At 62.9% G+C, this 24,268-nt stretch carries 18 protein-coding genes; 8 read left to right on the plus strand and 10 right to left on the minus strand.

Annotation, left to right across the window (positions count from 1 at the left end):
- Nucleotides 1-20 precede the first annotated feature (20 nt).
- From KTAU_RS12740 to KTAU_RS12750, 3 genes are all read right to left on the minus strand, one after another.
- Complete coding sequence (locus KTAU_RS12740) at nucleotides 21-488, minus strand: SRPBCC family protein (RefSeq protein ID WP_151728762.1); 468 nt, start codon at nucleotides 486-488, stop codon at nucleotides 21-23.
- A gap of 735 nt (nucleotides 489-1,223) precedes the next feature.
- Nucleotides 1,224-3,536, minus strand: coding sequence for a WD40 repeat domain-containing serine/threonine protein kinase (locus KTAU_RS12745; RefSeq protein ID WP_151728763.1), 2,313 nt, complete (start codon nucleotides 3,534-3,536; stop codon nucleotides 1,224-1,226).
- 328 nt (nucleotides 3,537-3,864) lie between these two features.
- Entirely contained in the window at nucleotides 3,865-4,764 is a 900-nt protein-coding gene (locus tag KTAU_RS12750) for a Yip1 family protein (protein ID WP_151728764.1), read from the minus strand.
- Nucleotides 4,765-5,106: 342 nt separating this feature from the next.
- On the opposite strand from KTAU_RS12750, the gene KTAU_RS12755 reads away from it, so the two are divergent.
- Nucleotides 5,107-5,910 carry a COG4280 domain-containing protein gene (locus KTAU_RS12755; RefSeq protein ID WP_151728765.1) on the plus strand — a complete coding sequence of 268 codons (804 nt, stop codon included), beginning with the start codon at nucleotides 5,107-5,109 and terminating at the stop codon, nucleotides 5,908-5,910.
- Nucleotides 5,910-6,107 carry a hypothetical protein gene (locus tag KTAU_RS12760; RefSeq protein WP_151728766.1) on the plus strand — a complete coding sequence of 66 codons (198 nt, stop codon included), beginning with the start codon at nucleotides 5,910-5,912 and terminating at the stop codon, nucleotides 6,105-6,107. Before KTAU_RS12755 ends, KTAU_RS12760 begins: the two co-directional genes overlap by 1 nt.
- 128 nt (nucleotides 6,108-6,235) lie before the next feature.
- On the opposite strand, the gene KTAU_RS12765 is transcribed toward KTAU_RS12760, so the two are convergent.
- The 5 genes from KTAU_RS12765 to KTAU_RS12785 form a co-directional block, all read right to left on the minus strand.
- On the minus strand, nucleotides 6,236-7,648 hold the full coding sequence (locus KTAU_RS12765) for a selenium-binding family protein (RefSeq protein ID WP_151728767.1): 1,413 nt from the start codon (nucleotides 7,646-7,648) through the stop codon (nucleotides 6,236-6,238).
- Between the two features lie 201 nt (nucleotides 7,649-7,849).
- Entirely contained in the window at nucleotides 7,850-9,025 is a 1,176-nt protein-coding gene (locus KTAU_RS12770) for a 2-isopropylmalate synthase (RefSeq protein ID WP_151728768.1), read from the minus strand.
- A gap of 339 nt (nucleotides 9,026-9,364) precedes the next feature.
- On the minus strand, nucleotides 9,365-10,363 hold the full coding sequence (locus tag KTAU_RS12775) for a carboxylesterase family protein (protein WP_151728769.1): 999 nt from the start codon (nucleotides 10,361-10,363) through the stop codon (nucleotides 9,365-9,367).
- A complete protein-coding gene (locus tag KTAU_RS12780) occupies nucleotides 10,290-11,771 on the minus strand; it encodes an acyltransferase (protein ID WP_151728770.1) in 1,482 nt (493 codons plus the stop codon). The genes KTAU_RS12775 and KTAU_RS12780 overlap by 74 nt, the downstream gene beginning before the upstream one ends.
- Before the next feature lie 2 nt (nucleotides 11,772-11,773).
- Complete coding sequence (locus KTAU_RS12785; protein WP_151728771.1) at nucleotides 11,774-13,390, minus strand: AMP-binding protein; 1,617 nt, start codon at nucleotides 13,388-13,390, stop codon at nucleotides 11,774-11,776.
- A gap of 469 nt (nucleotides 13,391-13,859) precedes the next feature.
- Between KTAU_RS12785 and KTAU_RS12790 the strand changes: the two genes are divergently transcribed.
- Nucleotides 13,860-14,567, plus strand: a complete 708-nt coding sequence (locus KTAU_RS12790) for a response regulator transcription factor (protein WP_151728772.1) — start codon at nucleotides 13,860-13,862, stop codon at nucleotides 14,565-14,567.
- Nucleotides 14,568-14,570: 3 nt separating this feature from the next.
- On the plus strand, nucleotides 14,571-16,163 hold the full coding sequence (locus KTAU_RS12795; RefSeq protein WP_151728773.1) for a sensor histidine kinase: 1,593 nt from the start codon (nucleotides 14,571-14,573) through the stop codon (nucleotides 16,161-16,163).
- Between the two features lie 124 nt (nucleotides 16,164-16,287).
- Here the strand turns inward: KTAU_RS12795 and KTAU_RS12800 are convergent, their stop codons facing one another.
- Together KTAU_RS12800 and KTAU_RS12805 are read right to left on the minus strand one after the other, a co-directional pair.
- The gene (locus KTAU_RS12800; RefSeq protein WP_151728774.1) at nucleotides 16,288-17,232 is read right to left on the minus strand and encodes a PLP-dependent cysteine synthase family protein; all 945 of its coding nucleotides are present in this window, start codon (nucleotides 17,230-17,232) and stop codon (nucleotides 16,288-16,290) included.
- A 36-nt stretch (nucleotides 17,233-17,268) separates the two neighbouring features.
- Nucleotides 17,269-18,771, minus strand: a complete 1,503-nt coding sequence (locus KTAU_RS12805) for a pyridoxal phosphate-dependent decarboxylase family protein (RefSeq protein WP_151728775.1) — start codon at nucleotides 18,769-18,771, stop codon at nucleotides 17,269-17,271.
- A 248-nt stretch (nucleotides 18,772-19,019) separates the two neighbouring features.
- Between KTAU_RS12805 and KTAU_RS12810 the strand changes: the two genes are divergently transcribed.
- The 4 genes from KTAU_RS12810 to pdhA all read left to right on the plus strand — a co-directional run bounded on the left by KTAU_RS12810 (nucleotide 19,020) and on the right by pdhA (nucleotide 24,263).
- The gene (locus KTAU_RS12810; RefSeq protein WP_170293270.1) at nucleotides 19,020-20,279 is read left to right on the plus strand and encodes a TQO small subunit DoxD; all 1,260 of its coding nucleotides are present in this window, start codon (nucleotides 19,020-19,022) and stop codon (nucleotides 20,277-20,279) included.
- A gap of 363 nt (nucleotides 20,280-20,642) precedes the next feature.
- Nucleotides 20,643-22,052, plus strand: coding sequence for a 3-isopropylmalate dehydratase large subunit (leuC, locus tag KTAU_RS12815; protein ID WP_151728777.1), 1,410 nt, complete (start codon nucleotides 20,643-20,645; stop codon nucleotides 22,050-22,052).
- 241 nt (nucleotides 22,053-22,293) lie between these two features.
- The gene (leuD, locus tag KTAU_RS12820; protein WP_151728778.1) at nucleotides 22,294-22,914 is read left to right on the plus strand and encodes a 3-isopropylmalate dehydratase small subunit; all 621 of its coding nucleotides are present in this window, start codon (nucleotides 22,294-22,296) and stop codon (nucleotides 22,912-22,914) included.
- Nucleotides 22,915-23,165: 251 nt separating this feature from the next.
- On the plus strand, nucleotides 23,166-24,263 hold the full coding sequence (gene pdhA, locus KTAU_RS12825; RefSeq protein ID WP_151728779.1) for a pyruvate dehydrogenase (acetyl-transferring) E1 component subunit alpha: 1,098 nt from the start codon (nucleotides 23,166-23,168) through the stop codon (nucleotides 24,261-24,263).
- Nucleotides 24,264-24,268 lie beyond the last annotated feature (5 nt).

The raw sequence follows: 24,268 nt of genomic DNA on the forward strand, positions 1-24,268 counted from the left end.
TCGGACGCGTGCGCACTCAGTCAGGCCGTGATGGCGCCGACCTGCTTCTCGAAGTTCTTGAAGAACTGGTCGAGGGCCAGCTTGAGCGTATTTTTCATCACGATCTCGGGAGTGGCGGCGATCTTGCCTTCGAGGGTAGCCTCGGCGGCGTAGCTCAGGTTGGTGGTGGCGGCGCCGTCCTCGGCGAGCGTGATAGTGCAGCTGGCCTTGATGCGGCCCAGGGCATTATATGGCTCGCTCAGCAGCACGACGCGCTCGGGAGCCACGACCTCGCCGGTGCGCACGTAAACGGTATAAGGCCCCTTCAGACCGGGGACGTTGGGAGAAATAACCAGCTTCAGCTCACGCCCCGTGCGCCCATCCGGGTTCTCAACGTACTCGGCGCTCTCGCAGCCGGGAATGCTCTCTTTGAGCACCTGTGGATCAAACAGGGCGTCAAAGACGCGCTGGCGCGGGGCCTTGATCTGCTGACTGCCCGTGATTTCCATCGCGGTCTCGAAACCTTCCTCGCAAGAAAGTCTGGCCCTGCTCAGCCCAGACGGCGTGATAGAGGCACTGGGGGCTGGCAGGGAGGTGTCAGGAATCTTCCTCAACACGATCAGTATATCCCCTGTATGAAGTCGCTTCAATCCAGAGGCTAGGAAGTACCACGAGAGGACCGGGACACGAGTGGATGATTCTGGTCGCTCAGGCTGACCAGCTGCAAGCTGGCCGCCTCGCGAGGCGTGGCAACGTAGCTTGCGGATGGTTAGAGATTGGAGCAAGCCGAGCGGGGAGATACAACTTCCCTCCAGCAGCGCTTACACCCTGGCCTTCCTCCTGCTACCTGGTGGGACTGATCATCAGCATCCCGGCGGTGCTCTTCCCCCTCTGGTGTCTTGCCTGCTCGCCCTCGCGACCTGCGCTGCGGACTTCCTTTTCCTGTGGCTCGATCTAGCCGTCTGACCTACATGAATTATGCTCTCTAATGAGCCATTATTATGGACATAACTGCGCAGTGTTTTGCTTCTCCTAGAGAGCTGGATCTTCCAACGGTGCCAGGCTCAAAGGCGCCTCTCCTGGAGAGCAGAACTGGATCTGTCGTCTCACTCAAGGCCGGGTGGGGCCTGGGGAAGGGCGACAAAACAAAGGCGGCCAAGCCAACCAGGCCCCAGAGCCTGACCAGAGCGATTCTGCGCTTACCTCGTTTCCCCAGCTGATGGACGAGACTGAGCAGCTGGCAGCTAGGAAGAGCCAGTGACGCGCCAGAGAATGATGGTGTGATCTGTTGAAGCGGAGGCCAGCCCCTGCTGGCTCCAGGCCACAGCGGTAACGCTGCCGTGATGGCCGCTATAGACCGTCGCGCGGGCCGGTGCGCCATTGCTGGCGAGTGTCCAGATGCGCACTCGCTCATCGCTACAAGCGGTGGCCAGGCGGCCTGGCGTTGTCGGGTCCCAGGCCAGCCCATTGACCGCCGCTGGATGGCTCAGACGCTCTTGCACGACGCCCGAGGCGCTGTCCCAGATCACCACCTGGTGATCTGCTCCGCCCGAGGCCAGCTGCATCCCGTCAGGGGACCAGGCCACGCTCAAGGCGGCGCCACGGTGACGATAGTAGCTTTGCAACAGGCGTCGGCTGCTCAGGCTCAGCGTTGTCACCAGGCCGCTATCGAGCGCCACAGCCAGCGTCTCGCCGCCGGGAGCCAGGGCCAAAGCCCGAATGCGGGCCTTCAGCAAGCTGCGCGTCGTCTGGCCGCTCAAAAGCAGCTCATGGCCGCCATTGCCGAGCGTGCCAGCCAGCAGCACATCTCGCCTCTCCGTCCAGGCCAGGGCGCTAACAGGGGCCCCCAGATCACTGAACGTCTGCTGCAAGGCCCCGCTGGTTGTCCAGACCTGCACTGAGTGATTCTCTCCCCCCGAAGCCAGGAGGGTTCCGTCGGTGCTCCAGGCCACTGCCAGAATAGGGGTGGCTTGCAGGTTGTAGGTCAGCAGGGCGCGGGCCTCGCTGGCCAGCCAGAGGCGCGCCGTCTGATCGCGTGAGCCTGAGACCAGGTGCGTCCCATCGGGAGACCAGGCCAGGCTGGTGACGCTATCTTGATGCCCTTGCAGCACGGCCAGGGCCTGGGCCGGGCGCCTATTCAGGAAGAAGTAGAGGCCGGTGCCCACAGCGCCCACTCCGACAACTCCCGCTGCTATCAAGGCCAGGGCGCTTCGCCGGCTCATCTTCCCTCCACGGCCTGGCTCTGGCCGGGCCGGTGGCTGTGGGGGGCGCAGAGGGGGCTGGACCCTCTGACCTGGAGCTGTCCCTGGCAACGGCTGGGGCTGTGCTGGAGGGGGCGGACTGAGCTGCCCGAAGTCTGGGGAAGTGGCTGGCAAAGCTGAAGGAGCGAAAACGGTTGGGGCAGAGGCCGCTTCCTGACGTTGCTGCAGGCTCAGAGATGGAGGTGCTGCTCCTGGCGAGCCAGCGAGAGCCAGCGGCTGGCCACCGCGCGGCAACTTCAACTGCTCAATCTTCTCCGCTGCGGGCCTGGTGGCGGGCAGCGCGGAATCTGGCGGCTCCCGCAGCAGCATGGTGCTCGCTGTCGCGGTGTCGCCTGCTGGCTCCCCCTTCGTCGGCAGTCCAAAGAGTGGCTGCAGTGGCGACGGGCGACTATGAGCAGCATGGGCGAAGGCCGCGGCAAAAGCTCCAACCGAAGGGTAGCGCTCCTGTGGACTTTTAGCCAGAGCGCGGGCAAAGACTGGCTCCAACTCTGCCGGCAGCGCCGGGTTGAAGGAGCGCAGCGGAGGCGGCTCCCGATGCAGATGCTGATGCATCAACTGTGCGGGATCGCCTTCGAAGGGGGTGCGCCCGGTCAGCAGCAAATAGAGCATGACCGCCAGCGCGTACTGATCGCTTTCGGGGCGCGCCTCACCGCCGAACTGCTCAGGTGCCATATAGAGAGGCGTCCCAAAAATGTGGCTGGTAGCTGAGCTAAAAGAAAAAAACTTGGCCAGGCCGAAATCTGAGAGCAGCAGATGCACGCGCGGCCCGGCCTCAATGCGCAGCAAGAAATTGGCTGGTTTGATATCGCGGTGGACAATGCCGCGATCGTGAGCGTACTGCAGGGCGGAAGCCGCTTGCTGAAGGTAATCTTCGGCCTCGCTCAGAGCGAGAGGCCAGGCCGAGGGCAGACCTGGGGGCAAAGGAGGAACCTGGCTGAGCGACTGCTGGGAGGCCATACCCGCGCGGCGGCGCAGCCAGTCCCAGAGCGAGCCTTCCGGACGATACTGCATGACCATATAGGCGCGCCGACCCAGCTCGGTCTCTTCCTCTCCATAGCGATAGAGCGGCAGAATATGCAAATGATCCAGGCTTGCCACGGCGCGCGCTTCCTGTTTAAAGCGCTCCAGTGCTTTCTCGGCCTCGGGGAAGTCGCCGGCCTCAGCGCGTACCACCTTAATGGCGACCTGCTGGCCAATCATGGGGTCCTCGGCCAGGTAAACGGTGCCCATACCGCCGCTGCCGATAAACTGCTTAATGGTGTATCCCCCGATCACTGAGCCGATCAGTGTATCCACTGCCTTTGTCTCTCCTGCTCGTCAAGCGTTCGCTTAGCGGGACTGCATCTCATCCAGAGAGCGGGCAGAGCGCGCGTAGCAGATCAGCCGGGAGACGGCTCACCCGTGAGGGAACCCATCTCTGCCTTGCTCACTTGCCTCTATGCTGGCTCTGCCCACAGCAGAACAGCCCATCCTGACATGATAGCATGAGCCGGTGCTGCCTGTCGACCGCTGCTGGCCCTATCAGGGACCTGGCCTACCGATCTTGAGCGATTCTAGAGAAACGATCTGGTTATGCTCGTCACTCTCCCCTCCTCTCCGGCTGGTCTTCCTGCCTGTCACTGAGTTAGTAGCTGGGGTTCAATGAGGCGGCAATTATGGCGGCCAGGATGGTGACGCCGCAGCAGGCCAGCAGCAAGAGACCGCCAGTAGGGATCAGCACCGCGGCGCTCGCCGGGCCTCCCTGCAGGCGCTGGCTGCCCATGGTGGCAAAGACGAGCAGAACAAGGGCATAAATGAGGGCGATGATCTCCACAATCAAGCCGAGGATGCTCACGAAGGGGATGATCCCAATGATGCTGCAGATAATGAGGAGGGTCAGCAACGGCCCGTAGATGAGCATGCTGCTGTAGCATTGCTGCAGGAAACTGCCCTGCCCCTTGAAGGCCCTGGCCAGCAGATAGATCAGCCCTTGAAGAATGAAGAAGCTGCCGACCAGCAAGACGAGGGAAATCAGCGAAAAAAGAAGAGAGCCAGCGACGCTGGCCGTACCCGCCAGTGCTCTGTAGGTACTGGGTAAGATGCTCACTAGCAAGGCACTGGAGGCCAGCCTGGTAAAGAAGGAAATGATGGCATACAGCACTGAGAGTCCCAGCAACTGTACCCAAATGATATCCCAGGAGGCCTTCCCCAGCTCTTGGGCGAAGGTCTCCGCCGACGGATGCGAGATCACGCGCATGTACTGACGTGGTAGCTCGCGCAGGGCCTGCTCCAACGATAGCGGCGTGGCCATGACCGGTGGATAGGGGCCGGGCTGCCCGCCATAGTAGGTCGGTGGCATATAGGGGTTCGCCGGCGGTTGCCCATAGCCATATGGATTCGTCGAGGGTTGTGGCCCGTAGGGATTGACTGGCGGCCCATAGGGATTAGCGGGTGGCGGTGTGGGTGAGGCAGATGTCTCATAGGGGTTAGGGGGCGGTGTAGGCTGCTGTGGCACTTGCCCACCCTGGTTGGGGTCCCAGCTCATCGATGTAAGCTCCTTTCCAGCTTCTCACAAGAGATCAATCAATCCATCAGATGAATGGATACAGGCTTCTCAATGATAACATAACGTTATAGGTTGCGTCTACTACAATTGCTCATCCCTCTGCTTGCCAGAGCAGTCGTATCATGCCTATAATCAAGGAGAAAAACTTGCTCAGCGGCGCGTCTGTCTCTTCGTCTCCTCTTCTCATGTGCGCCCCTGTCGTTTCGCTCAGCGCGGGGCTATTCCCGTGACTGGTGGCTGCCTGTGAGGCGGCCCTGCCTTGCCGGAGCGCGTTAGGGGTGGCTCTCATCCTTGTTTAGACAGAAAGGGGAACAGCTCTCTATGGCCTGGGCGATTCTGACTGCCGCCTTCCTGGCCTCGGCGGTCGAATTTGTCGAAGCCTTCACCATTGTGCTCGTTGTGGGATTGACTATCAACTGGCGCAGCTCGCTGGTCGGAACTGTCGCCGCCGCTGCCACGCTGGCCCTGCTGGTGGGTGCCCTGGGTTTGGCCCTCGTCTACTGGATTCCGCTGGCCCTGTTGCGTCTCGTGATCGGCATCCTGCTTATTCTCTTTGGCCTCAAATGGCTCAAGAAGGCTATTCTACGCTATAGTGGCCTCAAGCCGCTGCACGACGAGGAGGCCATCTTTGAGGAACAGATGGCGGCCCTGCGGGCGCGCGGCGAGCAGCCACGCCCGCGTCTAGAGCCGTTTGGCGTAGCTCTCTCCTACAAGACCGTCTTGCTAGAGGGACTGGAGGTGGCTTTTATCGTGATCTCCTTTGGCAGTAGCGCCATAACCCCCAGCTGCAGCGCCGGCTGCGCCCTCGGCACGGCGGCCCTCGGTGCCAGCGCTGCCGGGCTATTGGTGGTGCTCGTTGGGCTGCTGCTGCAGGCCCCGCTCAAGCGTGTCCCGGAAAATACGCTCAAGTTCCTGGTCGGCATCATGCTGACGACCTTCGGCACCTTCTGGAGCGGCGAGGGTTTGGGTATCAACTGGCCGCTAGAGGATGCTTTCCTACTGGTGCTGGCCGCCTTCTATTTGCTTTGCTCCGCCCTGCTGGTGCTCTGGCTCAAGGCCCAGGCCCGTCGGCGTGTCGCTCCGGGCTTCAGCTCCGCCAGTCTGCCTGAGAGAGGAGGCCGCTGATGCTGCCGCGACTGCTCAGGCCGCTGCGGGCCTTGTACCAATTTCTCGTGGGCGATCCACTCATTCTCAGTGGGGTGGTTCTGCTCTTTGCTCTGCTTTTGCTGCTGCCGGTGGGCCTGGCGCCACTCCATGCGGTGCTCCTGGTAGTGGCTCTACCCGTGATTCTGGCCGCCTCGCTCTGGCGTGAGCTGCACTAGTGCCCTGAGAGAGGCGTAGCAGAGTCTGGCGAGGCGGATCTGCGTGGAGTGGAGTACCTTGTCCCACCCAGGTCCGCCTCGTGGCAGAGAAAGGGAGTATTGCCAGGACAGTGACCGCCTTGGGCGAGCTAGATCCAGATGTCTGAGGTGCAGTCGCCACCGGGATAGCGCATCTCATGGGCGCGCGCTGGCCCCGCTGGCTCCTGACCGAAGTCGACGTAGAAGTTCTCGTTGATCTTCATGCCGCCATGCTCGGGATCACAGTCGATCTGCAGCAGATAGGAGCCGCGCCTGGCCAACTCGGGGTAGAACTGGTTATCCCAGCTGCTGTAGAGCGAGTTTGTCACGTAGAGCCGCCGTCCGTCCAGGCTCAGCTGCAGCATCTGCGGTCCGCCGACCAGCTCGTGGCCTTTGACCGGCTGGGCCTTGCCGAGCAGACCGCCGCACCAGACCTGGCCGGTCAGACGTGGATGGGCCGGATCGCTGATATCGTACTGGCGGATGTCGCCGTGCAGCCAGTTCGAGAAATACAGGTAGCGGTCGTCCATTGAGACCAGCAGGTCGGTGATGAGCGAAGGGACCGGGAAGGGCCAGCCCTCCAGTTCGACCGAGGGGACCTCGATCACCGGCTGCACGTGCCAGCTCCCATTGGCGCGCTCCCAGTGCCAGATGACGCTGCTGAGGGCGGCGCCGACGAAGCCATGCGTGCTGCCGGGATTGTGGTGAAAGCGCACTTCCAACGGGATCAGCCCTTTGTCGCCCAGGTCGACGCTCTGGACGATCTCATGGCGCTGCCAGTCCCAGAAATGGATCTGGCGCCCGTATTTCCCAGCCTGGACATCCTCTAAATTGAAGCCGTCGAAGTATGTCTTGGGGGCCCCCCACTCGCTGCTGACCATGACGTTGTGGCGCGGCTGATACCAGAAGTCGTAGTTGTAGCGCATACCGTCGGCCTTCTGCTCCCAGCGCCCGGCGATGCGAAACTCCTCGTCGAGCAGCAGGAAGCCACCTGGTCCATTGCCCTCGCCGTCGCCCAGCATCGAAATCATGACGTGCCCGTCGGGCAAACAGTGCACAGTATGAGGGGCGCTCAGGTTGGTCTTGGCCTTGATCTCCTCCGGCTCTATGACATTGTGCAGCCGGGGGGCCCGCTCGTCCTGGGTGTCAACGATGTAGATGCGGCTGGAGCGGTTGCCCGGGATGACCAGAAAGCGCCGCGATTTGTGAGCGTCGCCGTGGCAGGAGCTGCAGGCGTTCCAGCCAAAGTGGTGCAGCTCGTCGCCGACATAGGGCATCACTGTGCGGTGGATGACCTGCGAGTAGGTGGGCGAGCCGGGGTCAACATCGATGGTGGCCAGGTAGTCAGGAGCCTCGACGCCAGTGCCAACGTGCAGAGCAATGGTATAGAGCACCTTCTCGCGCGGCGCTCGGGTGGCCTCTTCAGGCGAGGCGTAGCCCGGGCCGCAGGCCGCGCCGTTGTGCTCGTGATGCTCATGCTCTGCTGGTTGATGGACGTGCTCGTGATGTTCTCCGGCGCTCATGATTCTCTCCTCTGGCTTGGCGTATAGCCTCTGGCAGGCCGGCGGGCTGGGCGCCCTGGCTGGCTGCTGGCTGATCAAGCTCAGGCCCGTCGGCGTTCGTTCCTACAACCCATTACATGATTTAGTTTATCCAGAAAATCAACAATATGCAAGAGGAGAAAAGCGCCGCCAGGACAGGCGGCGCGGCAGGACAGGACAGGACTACTTCATAGCGGTCTCAGCGATATAGCGCAGGTCCAGCTCCTCCAGTTCGCGCTTCTTCCCGAGCAGCAGCTTGGCCATCTCGAAGGCGCGATTGAGCTGCTCCTGTTCGAGGGTATAGCCCAGCTCGCGCATCTGGGCGGCGAGAGCGGCGCGGCCCGAGAGCTTCCCCATGCGGATGCGACGCTCGGTGGGGCTCAGGCCGATCGACTCAGGGGTCATGATCTCGTAGGTGCGGGCATCCTTGAGCACCCCATCCTGATGGATGCCGCCGCCGTGGCTGAAGGCGTTCTGACCCACGATGGCCTTGGTCCACTGGGGCTGCATGCCCGAGTATTTAGCGATCAGACGGCTGGTAGGAATGATCTTGGTGGTATCGACGCGCACATCCAGGCCCAGGTCTGCCGAGCGTGTGCGGATGGCCATCACCACCTCCTCGGTGGCGGCATTGCCGGCACGCTCTCCCAGGCCGTTGAAAGAGGTATCGACGCGCTCCGCGCCGTTGCGCAGGCCCTCCAGGGCGTTGGCCACGGCCAGACCGAGATCGTTGTGGCAGTGGGCTGAGATGCGGATCGTCGGAAACTCGCGCTTGAGATCGGCGATCAGCTGGCCGAACTCCCAGGGCAGGGCGTAGCCCACGGTGTCGCAGATAGTGACGAAGCGCACGCCCTCCTTGAGGATGGCTTCGCAGACTTCCAGAATGAAATCGTGCTCGGTGCGCGTCGTATCTTCGAGGGCGAAATCGACGGTGTCGGTCAAGGTGCGGGCGTAGGCCACGGCGGTGCGGGCCATCTCCAGCACTTCCTGGCGGCTCTTGCCCAGCTTGACCTGGCGATGGATGGGGGAGACGCTGATGAACGGCTCGATCACCGGATGGGAGGCCACTTTGACGGCCTCCCAGGCGGCCTCAATGTCGCCCCTGACGGCGCGGGCAATGGCGCAGATCTCAGCGTTCTCGACCTGCGAGGCGATCAGGCGCACGGCCTCGAATTCGCTCGGTGAGGAGACCGGAAAGCCGACATCCAGGGTATCGAAGCCCATGTCGGCCAAAGCCCGGGCGATCTCCAGCTTCTCTTCGGGGAAGTAATTGACGCCGGGGGTCTGTTCCCCATCGCGCAGGGTGGTTTCATAGAATTTGACGATGCGTGGTTGCGGTCGCTGTGGCTGGGTCGTCATTGTTCTCTCCTTACTGCAATGTAACACACTGCCTGCGCGCCCTTGCGCAGAGCAGCGAGTGAACGCATGAGAAGCAAGACAGGAAGCGCTCGCTCAATGCCGCCTGCGCCCATGTAGACCCACTCTCGCCCCCACTTCCTCGTTCTTCCTCAGCTTCTGCTATTTGCCGGTCTCCCTGTCATCTGTAGACATTATATGCCTCTCGCTGAAGGGGACGCAAGCGCCGCCCTGTCCAACGGGAACCGGGTTGGACAGGGCGGCGGCGTCCTGCCTCACCCCATACCCATAGATACCTGAGAAGCGGCTGCCGGTCTCTTTCTGCCTGTCTGCCTGCTCCGCTCAGCGGTGCTGCGAGAAGAGCCAGGGAAAGAAGTCGCTGACGCGCAGGGGGCTATTTTCCAGCGAGTAGACGTAGCCCCAGACGCCGTGTCCGGCTCCGGCGAACTCGGTATAGCGTGGATGGCCGCCAACGGCGCGCAGGGCGGCGATCATGTCGCGCGAGCCGCTGACGGGCACCACTGGATCGGCAGAGCCGTGGAAGGCCCAGATCGGCAGGTCCTTGATGCGCGCGGCCAGCGAGGGATCGCCAGCGCCGGCGATGGGGGCGGCGGCGGCAAAGAGGTCAGGCCAGCGCTCAATGGCGTCCCAGGTGCCGTAGCCGCCGTTCGAGAGGCCCGTGACATAGAGGCGCGTGCGATCGATGTTGTTAGCGTACGCCTCGAGTACTCGATCGAGCAGGGCCTTGGTGAGCTGGAGCGGGATACTTGGCTGAGCTGGCTGATGATAGGAGCCGCCGTTGATGGGGACGTTGACCCATTGCTGCCCCTGTTTCATTTGTGGGACCAGGACGAAGCAGGGCCAGCGCTGCTGGATGTGTGGGTTGGCCGGCCCCTGGTAGTCGCTGCTCCAGACGCGCACGTAGGACTGGTTGAGCAGAAGTTGCTCATTCTGAGCAGCGGTATAGTTGGGTAGACTGCGCTCACCTCCGCCGTGGAGGAGCAGGACCAGCGGGTACCGTTGCTTGAGATTGAGCGGCTGGGGGACATAGAGGTAGTAGACGAGGCTGTTGCCCCCTTGCGAGAAGATGTGCGCAGTGAAGCCCAGATAGTTGAGGCCAGGCAGAGCTGGCGAGAGCAGGGAGGCGCTCGCCGTAGGAGCCGGCGTCAGGCGCCGACTCGTCAGCGGCTCCTGCTGCTCATTGCGATGAGACTGGATTGCCAACGGTGAGGCGACGCTGCGGCGCAGGCCGAGGGGGCCGCGCAGGCTATAGAGCGTGGCGCCCATCAGACAGGCCAGGACCAGCACTATCAAGACTATGGTTTTTGTACGCTTGCTCATAGCGGGCCAGTGCTCCAGACCGGAGATCTTGAGGCGCGGAAACGCCAGCGGTATCTGTGGGGCCGGTCTGCGAGACTGCCGGCACGAGGGCGATGGTGACTTTTGCTGCTGGAGCCGGCTGCCTTCTGCCGGCGTCGGGCAGGGCCTCGGCTTTGCTCTCCTTTCTCTGACTCTGATGGCCGCCAGCGGCGCGAAGCCGCGGCCCCGCACGTCCTACCAGACGGCTGAGCCAGGGCGTGTACATCAGCGCACTGCTGACCGCCAGCGAGAGCGCGGCAACGGCACACCAGAGTAGGACCACACGCAGGGCAACAGGCCAGCTGCCTGGTAGCAATGGTAGTAAGCGGCCAAGCAGTTGGTTGAGGATCAAGACATGGATCAGGTAAACACCAAAGGAGGCGTCCGAGCAGAGGCTCCAGAGGCGCACGCTCAGGCGCTTGTTGATCTCCTGACTGGGCAGACCTGCCAGTCCTCTTGCCCAACGGGCGCAAAGCCAAAGGGCCAGGCCGATAACCGCTACACTATAGAATACCATACTCGGCTGCAAGACAGAAGTAGCGTAGCCCATTGACTCGTGATAGACGCTGATCTGCTGAGCAAAGTGGACCCAGAGGGCCAGCAAAGTCAGGGCGAAGAGGCCCATGATCAGGCGCGCGTGCCGCAGGACAAAGCTGCGTACCTGCTCGAAATGAAGGGCTGCCAGTCCACCCAGCACAAAGTAGAACTGATACATCAGGACGAAACGGTCTTGATAGACGGCCACCGTGTGCCAGAAAGCGTTGCCGCTGCGCTGCACGGTATGGTAGTCGACGTAGAAGAGCAGGACCTGCAGCACGAAGCTGCCGAGGAGCAGGAGCCAGGGATGGCGATCCCAGCGTTTGAGCAGGCCCATGAAGAGCGGGAAGATCAGGTAGAACTGGATGGTGAGCAGAATATAGTAGAGCTGATAGGAGGCGTTGCCCGTCGCCACATCGAAGAGGGCCGTCTTGAGAAAGGTACTCCAGGAGCTGGGGTGCGTGTTGACGACGACATAGACCAGACTCCAGAAGACATAAGGAAAGATGACCCCCAGGCTGCGCTTCTTCCAAAACTGTCCAACTGGAAAGCGGCGCCCGTTGTAGACGTAGACGAGGGCGAAGGCCGTGACGAACATGAAGATCTCGCGCGTGAAGTGGAACGAGACCAGCAGGGCGTTCTGGATGGCGTAACCCACGCCGCTCCCGTTAAGGAAGGCTGTGGCCGCCAGGACATGCACCGCGATGACGCTGAGGGCGGTGCAGGCGCGCAAGGGATCAAGCTCATAGACATGCGGTCGCTTGCCGCTACCGGCTGGCGAGCTGGAGCTGTGACCGTCGCTGGAACGACGAGCGCTGCTGCTACTGCTGAGGCTGATACTGGTCTGACTCAAAGCTAACTCCTGACCTCCTCCCTGGCAATCTGCTGTAGCTCGCGCCGCGCTTGCTCACGGGTGCGCAGCAGGCGGCGGTCGATCTTGCCGGTGGCGTTGCGCGGCAACTCGGGCAGGATCAGGTAGTCGACGGGGACGCGCGGCGGACTGAGGCGCTGGCGGGCATAGCTGCGCAGCTCCTCGACGCTGAGCTGGCGGCCCTCTTGCAGGCTCAGGTATGCTACGACGACCTCTCCGTAGAGCGGGTCAGGTCGTCCAACCACGGCGACCTCCCGCACCGCCGGGTGTTCCTGCAGGGTCTCCTCGATCTCGCGTGGCGCGATGTTCTCGCCGCCACGGTTGATGACCTCGCGCAGCCGCCCCTTGATGAAGAGATAGCCGTCCTCGTCGAAGTAGCCCAGATCACCGGTGCGGAACCAGCCGTTCTGGAAAGAGGAAGCACCGGCGCCATCTTGGTAGGCGCGGATAACGTTGGGGCCAGCGATGCAGATCTCGCCCACCTCGCCGGGCGGCAGATCCTGCAGCTCTTCGTCTCCCTGACTCTGGCTACGAGCGTCGCCGCGCGGCAGGCAGATGCGCATGGCCACGCCGGTCGGACGGCCCACCGAGCCGGCCTTGTGCGGCGCGGGCGGCAAGGGGTTGGCCGCGACCTGGCTGCCGGCCTCCGACAGTCCATAGGTCTCGATCAGAGGAATGCCAAAGCGCTCTTCGAAGGCGCGCAGGTTGGCCGGCGGTAGCGGAGCCGAGGCGCTGCGCGCGAAGCGCAGCCGGCCTGGCAGAAAGGCCGGGCACCCCTCGCTTTCGAGCAGCAGGGCCACAATGGTGGGCACAACGCTGATCCAGGTAGCCTCGTAGCGCTCCACCCAGGACCAGAAGCGTCGCCGGCTGAAGCGTGGGGCCACGATAAGCGAGGCGCCGGCCAGCAGCGAGGCACAGAGGCTGACAACGGGCGCGTTGATATGGAAGAATGGCAGCGTGGTCAGGCCGCGATCGGCGTCAGTCAGGGCGTGACTGCTGCGCACCTGCTCGGCGGTCCAGGCGATCTGGCGCTCGCTGAGGGCCAGCCACTTCGGCTCTCCTGTGCTGCCGGAGGTGCTCAGATAGACGCGCCCCTCGCGTATCGCCAGAGGCCGAGCTGGCTCTGGGGCGTGGCTGATGAGGGCCGTTAGTTGGGAAGCCGTGAAGAGACGTACGGTAGAGGGCAGGAGCTGGGCACTCCAGGCACTCTCTCCTTCATCGGCGGCACAGAGCAGGCTCGGACGCTGACGCGCCAGCAGACGCCGGGCCTCATCAGCGCTGGCCTCCGGTGGTACGGGGATCAGGTCATAGCCGCTGCTGAGAGCCGTCAGCCAGATCAAACCGCTGAGCAGGCTGCCCGGCAGGGCAAGCATGATGCGCTGAGGCGGCGGACCGAAGAGCTGACGCAGAAGGGCCAGTCCTGCCAGCGCCTGGCTGTAGCTCAGCTCTTTGCCGCTCTCGGCCTCGATGAGTAGGGCCTTGTTCGGCATCTGACGGGCGCCGTGCTGCAGGCTGGCCAGGAGACGACCAGGCGTGAGTACAATCCGCGACGGGTGCGTTAGCCCGACATTTCTCGTTGGTGGTAGGCTGATAGTAGTCATAGACGTATCCGTTCCTAAGAGAGATCATCTCTGCCTTTCTGCAATCAGACAGACAACCTGCAAGCGAATCGTGTTGCTTTGCTTTGCCTGAGATAGGGCAGCTGGATTGACACTGTAGTGAGTACAGCTTTTGAGTAGCCCAAGCATTCTCTTTTGAAACTGCCATTCATCTTGCCACCTGGGGCTGAAAAAAGGCCGCAGCGAGCCTGAAAATTCGCTGAAATGGCGTCGCTGGCGGCTCTACAAGCGCTCTCGTCGCTGAGGATGGCCGTAAGAAAAATGGGCTGCGCACCCGCTGCAGGGGGGATTCAGCGAATTTTCAGCCGGGCTTGCTATATACCATGCAGGTATTGTTCACTATCCCTGGGGGCTGGCAGGTTTGCCACTTCAGGTCCCCCTGAGCGTATACACAGAAGAGAAGAGAGCGTCTGCTTTGGCACTTGTATGAGATAGGGCACAGGTTTTGAACATGCTGGCGAGCAATAAGGAGCATAACGGTAGCAAAGGCAAGCAACCATCGGTCCTAATTGTTGATGACGAGCCGCAGATCATAGACTTTCTCCAGATGGGTTTTATCTACGAAGGCTTTCAGGTGCTGGTGGCCACCAGTGGGCCGGAGGCGGTGCGCATGGCCACGCAGCATCAGCCGGATATCATCATTCTGGATATCATGCTGCCCGGCTGCGATGGCCTGGAGGTCACGCGCCAGCTACGGCGCAGTCACGATATCCCGATTATCATGCTCACGGCCCGCGACGAGGTTGACGACCGCGTGGCCGGCCTGGACTGCGGCGCCGACGACTACCTGACCAAGCCCTTCGCCTTTCGCGAGCTGATGGCGCGCACGCGGGCCGTGCTGCGCCGTCACGGCAACAATGTCGCCGACATACTCTCGTTCCAGGACATTACTCTTGACCGGGGAACTCACACCGTCACCCTGCGCGGCGAGCCAATCGAGCTGACGCCGCGCGAGTTCAGCCTGCTGGAGCTGTTCCTGATGCATCCGCGTCAGGTCCTCTCGCGCGACACCATTCTCTCGCGCGTCTGGGGCTATGACTACGTCGGCGACGACAACATTGTCGAGGTCTACGTCCGCCATCTGCGCGAGAAGCTGCACGACAATCCGCCACGCTTGCTGCAAACGGTGCGGGGTATTGGCTATACCCTGCGAGGCTAAAGCATGAAGAAGCGCGCCAATCTTCTGCAGCGACTCTTACGCCACGTGCCGATCCGCTGGCGCCTGGTGCTGGTCTCCCTTGGCCTCTTGACTCTCCTGCTCGGCTCGCTCGGGGTGATCATCTCCCTGATTGCCGAGCAAGACCTGCTCTCCAATCAGGTCGACGTCCTCTGCAACGAGGCCCAGGTGGCCATCAAGGGCATCATGAAAGGCAATCAGGATCACCCTTTCCGCCTCTCGTACACTTTCCTACCGCCGGAGAAGCCTTCGGCGGACTTTCTCTATACCGCCTCGACCCTGGCTTTCCGCCTCGTGAGTCCCAGCACCAATGCCGCCATTCTGGCCAGCGACGGGAGCGTACTGGTGCCGGGCAGCAGCTCCCCCTTTGCCTTGCAACCTATCAATGTGCCGCCCGCTCAGGTGCAGCAGGCCCTGCAGCGCAACGACCAGCGCCCCCCCTATCTGGTGCTCAGGGGTACCAATGGGCAGCCGCAGCTGGTGGTCTTCCTGCCCCTGGTCGATACCTTCCGCGATCACACGCTGGGCATTCTGCAGATCAGCACCTCGACGACGCCGATCGATGACTTTTTGACGACGCTGCATCTGACGCTCTTCATGGGCGTGGTGGTGCTGCTGGGCCTGGCCACGGCCCTGATCTATCCGCTGGTCAGCGTGGCCCTGCATCCGCTGGTCGAGATCGAGCGCACCAGTCAGCGCATTGCTCAGGGCGAGCTGTCGATGCGCATCGAGCCACCGCCAACGGATGATGAGATCGGGCGTCTGGCTCACTCCTTTAATCGCATGGTGGCGCGACTGGAGGAGGCTTTCCAGCGCCAGAAGCGCTTTGTTTCGGATGTCTCCCATGAGCTGCGCACGCCGCTGACGGCGCTCGGCGGGAGTCTGGAGATGTTGCTGCTGGGGGCCGATCGTGGTGACCTGGAGGCGGCGCGGCGCCTGGCGCGTGGCATGTATACTGAGGTGCAGCGTCTACAGCGCATGGTGGAAGATTTGCTGGTGCTGACGCGCCTCGATGCGGGTCGCCTGGAGATGCGGCGTGAGTTGATCAGAGCCGATGACATTCTGGCAACGGTCTGTGAGCAGGCGGAGCACCTGGCGCATGGCCAGACGCTGCGCTGGGGTGTAGCCCCGGGAACACCGGCCCTGGTGGGCGATAAGGACCGTCTGCGTCAGGCTCTGCTCAATATTGTCGATAATGCCTTGAAATATACGCCTGCCGAGGGAACGGTCGAGCTGCAGGCCAGCCCGGCCAGCGGTGGTCTGGTCATGCTAAGCGTGCGCGATACGGGCGAGGGGATTCCGCCCGAGGCCCTGCCGCATGTCTTTGAACGTTTCTTCCGTGCCGACCCGGCCCGCAGCCGGATGGGGAGGCGGCCCGGTGGCAGCGGCTTGGGGCTGGCCATCACGCGTGAGCTGGTGGAGGCTCAGGGCGGCAAGATCCGCCTCGATAGCCGGCTGGGCGAAGGGACCACGGTCACGATTCTCTTCCCCGCCGCCGTCGATGGACGCGCCGCGGCGCGCGGTGAGGAGACGGTGCGCAGTCGCAGTCTGTCGCAGCCGGGCAGTCGGCCCTCGTGAGAGGAAGGCAGCGAGGCGAGCCAGCGAGCCCGCCCGCTGGAGCACGGCGGAACAGGCAACAGGAGACGGGTGAGGGAAGAGAAGAGGGAGAAGGAGGGGGACGCCAGCGGAAGGGCGTCCCCTTTCAGCAGAGCGAAGGTTGCAGGGAGATGGTAGTATGCTCGCTCTGACCGGCGGGCTGCACGAGCCAGCGTGGCTCACTCAGGTACTTCCAGCCGCCGTCGGCCAGGATGATGACGATCTTACCTTCTTCCATGTGCTCAGCCACGCGCAGAGCCACGTCCAGCACGGCCCCGCTCGACGGGCCGGCAAAGATCCCTTCTTGCTCCTTGAGCTGTCGCGTGCGCTCCCAGGCTTGTTGACTGGAGACCAGCAGGCGCTCATCGATGACGCCTAGATCCAGCACCGGGGGAACGAAGCCATCGGCCAGGTTGCGCAAACCCTGGATGCTGTCTCCCTGAACTGGTTCGGCCCCAATAATGCGGATGGCCGGGTTATGCTCTTTGAGGCGGCGCCCGATGCCGGTGAGCGTCCCGCCGGAGCCGAGGCCGGCCACCACCACGCTGACGTCGGGCAGATCGCGCAGCAGCTCCACCCCGGTGGTCTCATAATGGGCGGCGGGATTGGCCTCGTTCCCGTATTGGAAGAGCATCACGTAGCGCGGATCCTCTCGCGCGATCTCCTGAGCCAGGCGGATGGCGCCGTTGCTGCCCGCCGCGCCCGGCGAAGTAATCACGGTGGCCCCGTAGAGTTCCAGCATGCGCCGCTTATCCTGTGTCCCCTTCTCCGAGACCACCGCTGTGAAGCGATAGCCCTTCATCGTGGCGATCAGGGCCAGGGCCACGCCCGTGTTGCCGCTGGTTGGCTCCAGCAGAATGGAATCGGGCTTGAGCAGGCCCCGGGCCTCAGCCTCCTCGATCATCTTGAGGGCGATACGATCCTTGATGCTCCCCGAAGGATTGGCCCCTTCCATCTTGGCGAAGATGCGCACACGCGGGCGCGGGCTGAAACTCTTCAGCTCGATTAAGGGTGTATTGCCCACTGTCTCTAGAATATTGCTGTAATACATGATAAAAGATGTTCCCTCCTTTCAAGGGCGCTGGAACTAGAGATCGCAGAGCGCCCTGCCGACGGTCAGCACCTCATCGACCATTGCCTGGATGTCGTCGGCGGTCGTGGCGTAGTGCACCAGACAGGCGCGCAGCAGCTCCTGACCGCGCAGGCGGGTGCTGGTCAGAAAGACCCGTCCGCGGCGCTGGATCTCGCGCGCCAGTTGCCGATTGAGGCGGTTGAGCAGCGTCGGCTCGTCGCGCAGAGTGGGCGGCGCGTAGCGGAAGCGTACGATGCTCAGGGGACCGCCCGAGATCAGCTCAAGCTCGGGCTGGGCCGTGACCTCATGCGCGAGCAAGCGGGCCATACTGATATTGTTGCTGATGGCGCGGGCCAGCCCGGCGCGGCCTGCTGTGCGCACCGTGGCCCAGGCATCGAGGGCGCGGAAGCGGCGCGTGCGCTGTAAGGTATATTCAGACATCCAGTTAGCGTCGTCCTCGTCGTCGCTCTGGGTCAGGCGGAAGGCGTCGTGAAGGGCGGCCCCGTGACGGACGAGGGCGCAGCCGCAGTCGATGGGGACCGAGAGCCACTTATGCTGGTCGGTGGCCAGTGAGTCAACCTGGTCGATGCCGCGGTAAAGCGGAGCGACGCGCTCGTCGAGGATGCCGAAGGCGCCGTAGGCTCCGTCGACGTGCAACCAGAGGCCCTCGCCATGGCACAGCTCGGCCAGCTCCTGTAGAGGATCAATGGCCCCGGTCTCGACGGTGCCAGCGGTAGCCGCCACGCAGAACGGACGCAGCCCGGCGGCGCGGTCCTCGTGAATGCGGCGCTCCAGGGCTGCCAGGTCCATGCGGTAGTCAGGGGTCGAGGGCACGATGTGAATCGAGGAGCTGCCCAGGCCCATTGCTTCGACCGAGCGGCGAATGCTGAAGTGGCCCTGATCGGACTGGTAGAGCACAAACGGTGGATGGTGGCCTTGCAGGCCCTCGCGGCGCACATTCCAGCCGTCTTGTTCGGCGGCCCAGTAGCGCGCGGCCTGCAGACAGGTAAAGTTGGCCTCGGAGCCGCCGCTGACGAAGACGCCGGCGCTGCCTTCCGTCGGGAGGCCGGCCAGCTCCATCATCCAGTGGACGGCGCAGCGCTCCAGCTCCTGGCCGGCGTGGTCGCCGATGCCGCAGTTAGGGTTCATGGCCGCCGCCAACGGCTTCAGCAGAATACTGGCATGGGAGGGAGCCGAGTTGATCCAGCCGGCGAAGCGCGGATGGCCATTGCCCTGGGGATAGGGCAGAATCAGCTCGCGCAGCAGTGTCAGCGTCTCTTCAAAAGGCTGTCCCTCCTCGGGCAGGCTCTGCCCACTGATCTGCTGGCGTATTTCAACAGGCAAAGGCTGCCAGACGGGGCGCTCCTCAATGCCGCTGAGGTAGCGCTCTAACTCGTCGAGAACCAGATCACCGTAGCGACGCAGACGCTCTGGCTCAAAGGCAAGACCGGTATCGGTCCGAAAGCCTGTCACAGTCATAGTGATGAGATCTAACTCCTTTCCTTTCCCTCCAAGCATGCCACTGCTGTCTGAAATTTGGGCGCAGGCTTGCTAAAAATTCGCTGAATCTGAGCCGTCCAGGAGAGTAGTTCACAGAAACTTTACATTTTTTTGTCAGTTGCTTGATCTCTCCTCAGTAAGGTAGGGGCGAAAGCGATCCGCACGGAAGGCAGCTGGCTGGCGCGGTCAGGCGGAGAGCGGAGAGCAATGGTGCTTGTCGGCCAGCCAGGAAGATGTTTTCAAACCTGCAAGGGTGGAAGGAGACCATGACATCTGGTTCGTCTTCGAAGAAGCGGCCCGCTTATCTGGAGCCGACCCAGAAGCTGCCAGCCGCGGCTCAACCCGGAAGCGGCAAAAGCCGCGGGCGCTGGGGCTTTCCGCCTGTGGCGCTACTGCCCCTGCGCCTCTTTCTGGGGATTACCTTTCTCTATGCGGGCCTGCAAAAGTTCAGCGATCCACAGTTTTTTCATCCCGGTACCCCTGGCTACATCGGTAACCAGCTGATCAACTTTGCCCGCGGCTCGCCCCTCCATAATGTCCTGATTTATGTAGCGCTACCCCATGCCACGGCGGTCGGCTTGCTGGTGGCCCTGGGCGAGATCGCCATCGGCATTGGCACGCTGCTCGGCTTGCTGCTGCGCCCCGCGGCGTTCGGTGGCTTGTTGCTCAGCCTGATCTTCTTCTTGACGGCGAGCTGGCATGTCTATCCCTATTTTTATGGATCAGACATCGTGTTCGTCTTTTGCTGGATCACGCTGCTCCTGGTCGGGCCCCTGCACACCGGGCTGCCGAGCGTCGATGGCTATCTGCTGCAGCTCTTTGGGCCTGAAGATGGACACTGGCCCCGATCCATCTTCGCCCGTGTACTTCTGATCGTGCTGGGGGTCAACAGCGCACAAGAGCTAGAAGCCTGGCTCTCTCCGTCTTCTGCAGCTGCGGTAGCGGCTCGCCCACAGGGCCAGGTGCGGCGGTCTGTTCAGTGGCAGCATCAGCGCGAGGTTCGGCGCAGCTTTATCCTGGGCCTGCTCGCCGGCGGCCTGGCCACGGTTGTGCTGGGTCTGGGCAGCAGCCTGCTCCTGGTGCGTAGCTTCCTGGGAGAGCGGCAGGGAACGCTGCGCGCTCCTCTGGTGCGGAGTGGTGCGTCGGCGACCTCCTCGTCGAGCGGAGCCTCTACGGCCACGGCGAACGCGGGGGCTGGTACAGGCACGAGTGGTGGCACGATCATTGCTCGTAAGGCGTCTTTGGCCAGCAACAGTGCTCTTTCCTTTACGGTTCCCAGCACAGGCGATCCTGGCATTCTTGTCCATCTGCCCTCGGATCAGTTTGTTGCCTATGACGCTGTCTGCACGCATGCGGGCTGCCAGGTTGAATATGATCCTTCCAGTCAGTTACTGATTTGCCCCTGTCACGGTGCTACTTATGATCCCGCCCAGGGGGCGCGTGTAGTGAGTGGGCCGGCCCCTGCGCCACTGAGTAGCGTCTCGATCCGCATTGATAGCGCTGGTGATATCATCGCCCTCCCCTGAGTGGACTGGGCGTCGTGCTCCGGTGCTGGGCCACTTACGCTGGCCTGGCCGGCTCGCGCGAACCGCCTCGTCTCTCTCCCCCATTGGCGGCTCGGCGGCCTCGCCGCCCCGGGCGTCAATGGGGCTCGTGCTATTGTGAGTAACTCACCATATGAGGTAAAATAGAGGAACAGATAGAGGGCGGAAACACCATTGCCTGCTGCTTTCCCAACCTTTTTGTTTTATCCTGCTTTTTCCTGCATAGCGAGCAGAGGCTATGCGTTCAGGCAGGCCCGCCGCGCAGACAAGCCCGCGTTGGGGCAGGCTTGTTGAGCGAGCAGAGCGGCCCGCAGCCAGACTCAGACAGGAACTGGAGAGAGAAGTATGCCAAAGTCCATGTTTGAGAAGATCTGGGAGGCGCATGTTGTGCGCGACGTTCCCGGAGAGTCAACTATTCTCTATATCGACCGTCACCTGGTGCATGAGGCGACCTCGCCGCAAGCCTTCGCTGGCCTCAAGGCGGCGGGACGCAAGGTCAGGCGCCCCGATGCCACAATTGCGGTGCTTGACCACAATGTGCCGACCCTCCAGGTGCGCGGCAGGCGGGTGCTGGAGCTTGTGGACCAGGCGAGTGCGCTCTGCATCACGACGATGGAGCAGCACGCCCGCGAGTTCGGCATTACGCTCTTCGATATGAACGACGAGCGTCAGGGGATCGTGCACATTATCGGCCCTGAGCAGGGCCTGACGCTTCCCGGGATGACCATCGTCTGTGGCGATTCGCATACCTCGACGCATGGGGCAGTAGGCGCGCTGGCCTTTGGCATCGGCACCAGCGAGATCGAGCATGTGCTGGCGACGCAGTGCCTGTTGCAGAAGAAGCCACGCTCGATGAATATCCGCATCGAGGGGAGCCTTGGCCCGGGCATTACCGCCAAGGATATTGCGCTCTATATGATTGGGCGCCTGGGTACGGGCGTGGGCACGGGCCATGTGGTTGAGTTCAGCGGCTCGGCGGTGCGCAGTCTCTCAATGGAGGGCCGCATGACGCTCTGTAACATGGCCATCGAGGCGGGTGCGCGGGCTGGCATGGTGGCCCCCGATGAGACAACCTTTGCGTATCTGAAAGGCCGCCCCTTCGCTCCCAAAGGCGCCCTCTTCGAGAAGGCGGTTGAGGCCTGGAAGCAGCTGCCGAGCGATCCCGGTGCCCACTTCGATACAGTGCACGAGATCAATATCGACGGGCTGGCCCCGCAAGTGACCTGGGGCACCAATCCGGGGATGGTGGTCGATGTGACCGGGCGGGTGCCCGATCCTGCCGACGAACCTGATCCGCAGAAGCGTCGCGCCTATGAGCGCGCCCTGGAGTATATGGGCCTGGAGCCAGGCCAGAAGATTACCGATATCCGCGTCGATACGGTCTTTATTGGCTCCTGCACGAACTCGCGCCTGGAGGACCTGCGTCTGGCGGCGCAGATGGTCAAGGGCCGCCATGTGGCGCCAGGTGTGCGGGCCCTGGTGGTGCCTGGCTCGATGCAGGTGCGGCGCATGGCTGAGGAGGAGGGCCTGGCCGATATTTTCCGCGAGGCCGGCTTCGAGTGGCGCGCCTCCGGCTGCAGTATGTGCATCGCCATGAATGGCGACCGCCTGAGCGAGGGCGAGCGCTGTGCCTCCACCAGCAACCGCAATTTCGAGGGCCGTCAGGGCAAGGGCGGACGTACTCACCTGGTCAGTCCGCCGATGGCCGCCGCCGCCGCGATCGCGGGCCACTTTGTCGATATCCGCGATTTCTAGGATGTGGCAGCGCCTGATCTGGCTGGGGCGGGCCTCTTCCTCGTGTCGACTCGCCCGCCCGCCCGCTTGCCACTCACCCCGCTCAACCAGGCCTGGCCAGCGGGGTATCTCAAGATGGAGAGCGCCGGCAGAGCGGCAGATCTTTCTTCAGATCCCCCTACCGGTAGACAGTTAGCCAGTGGCTAGCTAGCTCAGCTCAGGACGGCAGTGAGAGCCTTGCAGAAGGAGGCAGAGCGAGACAATGGAACCCTTTACGCGCCTGAAGGGGCTGGTCGCCCCGCTGAATCGGACTAACGTCAATACGGATGAGATTACGCCGGCACGCTTCTTGAAGACGATTAGCCGCACCGGCTTCGCCCAGGCCCTGTTTGCTAACTGGCGCTACCTGGGCGACGATCAGACGCCCAACCCCGATTTCGTCCTCAATCAGCCCCGCTATCAGGGGGCGACGATCTTGCTGGCCGGCGATAATTTCGGCTGCGGCTCTTCGCGCGAGCATGCTCCCTGGGCGATCCGCGAGTACGGCTTTCGCTGTGTGATCGCTCCCAGCTTCGCCGATATCTTCTACAATAACTGCTTCAACAATGGTATTCTGCCGGTGACACTCCCCGAGCCAACGGTGCTGGAGCTGTTCAAGGAGGTCGAGGCGACCGAGGGCTATACTCTGGAGGTCGATCTGGAGGCCCAGACGGTGACGACGCCCGAGGGGCGCGTCTTCCAGTTCCCGATCGATGCTTTCCGCAAGCAGGCTATGCTGCAGGGCCTCGACAATATCGGCTGGACGCTCTCGCATCTCGATGAGATCCGCGCCTTTGAGGAGCGTCGGCAGCAAGAAGCTCCCTGGGTCTTCAGCCTCAAGTGACAAGGGTGTCACTTTTCCGTTGTGGTCTCGGCTGCGCCGCCCTTCGTCCCGCCTTCCGCTGCCGGGCTGTCTGTGGCCGTTCGATTGGCCAGGCAAGGCCAGTCAGGAGGGTGTGACGGAGCAGAGCGGCGCGGCTGCGAGCAAGGACGTCAGCAGACCGGTCACTCCGTCGCGGATGTGTGTGCGGCCAGCGAGCGCCAGGCTGCGGCCCGCCTCCGCGCGGAGCGAATACACAAGAAAAGGAGCGCAAAGTGGCGATTCACCAGATTGATCCCGGTCTGGTCCCTTTTCAGATTCTTGATCCCGAGGGGAATCTGGTGGGAGAGATGCCTGCTCTCTCGCCGGAGCGCCTGCTCTATTTCTACCGGATGATGCGCCTGGCGCGGGCTTTCTCGGACCGCATTATTGCCATGCAGCGCCAGGGACGGGCCACGACCTTCGGCTCCCTCACCGGTCAGGAAGCGGCCACCGTGGGGCTGGCCGCGCCCTTGCAGCCCCAGGACTGGCTGGCAACCTCTTATCGTGAGATTGCCTCGTTGATCGTCAAGGGTGTCCCCCTCAGTACCCTCGTCTATTCCTTCCGGGGCTATACTCCTCCCAATTGGCCCGCTGAGACGCGTTGTCTCCCCTATCAGATTGTGATTGGAACGCAGATCCCCCATGCGGTGGGCCTGGCGATGGCGGCCAGAATCGCCGGCGATCCGGTGGTGGCGGTTGGCGTCTGCGGCGACGGGGCGACCTCCGAGGGCGACTTTAACGAGGCGCTCAACTTTGCCGGGGTCTTCCGCGCCCCGGTGGTGATCATCGTACAAAACAATGGCTGGGCCATCAGCGTGCCGCGCCATCGTCAGTCGGCGGCGCCAACGCTGGCGGCCCGCGGCGTCGGCTTCGGCGTGCCCGCGGCTCTGGTCGATGGCAACGATATTTTGGCGGTCTATGAGACGGTGCGTCAGGCCGTGGAGCGGGCGCGCGCTGGCGATGGGCCGACTCTGATCGAGTTGCTCACCTATCGTCTTGGCTCGCATACGACTGCTGACGATGCCAGCCGCTACCGCGATCCTGCCGAGGTCGAGGCCTGGCGTGCCAAAGATCCCATTGCCCGCCTGCAGAAGTTTTTGCGGCGTCGCGATCTGCTCAGCGAGGAGCAGGATGAGGAGATTGGGGCCTCCGTGCTGGCGGAGATCGATGCGGCGGTGCGCGAGGCTGAGGCTATGCCGCCGATGGCTCCCGATAGCTTCTTTGACTATGTCAGCGCGACGCTGCCGCCGCGCCTGCAGGAGCAGCGCGCCGAGCTGCTGCGCTTTGTGGCGCCGTCTCCATCCCAGCGGCAGCCGGGCGAGCGGCGATGAGGAAG

The organism is Thermogemmatispora aurantia (assembly GCF_008974285.1).
GTDB classification, from domain to species: domain Bacteria; phylum Chloroflexota; class Ktedonobacteria; order Ktedonobacterales; family Ktedonobacteraceae; genus Thermogemmatispora; species Thermogemmatispora aurantia.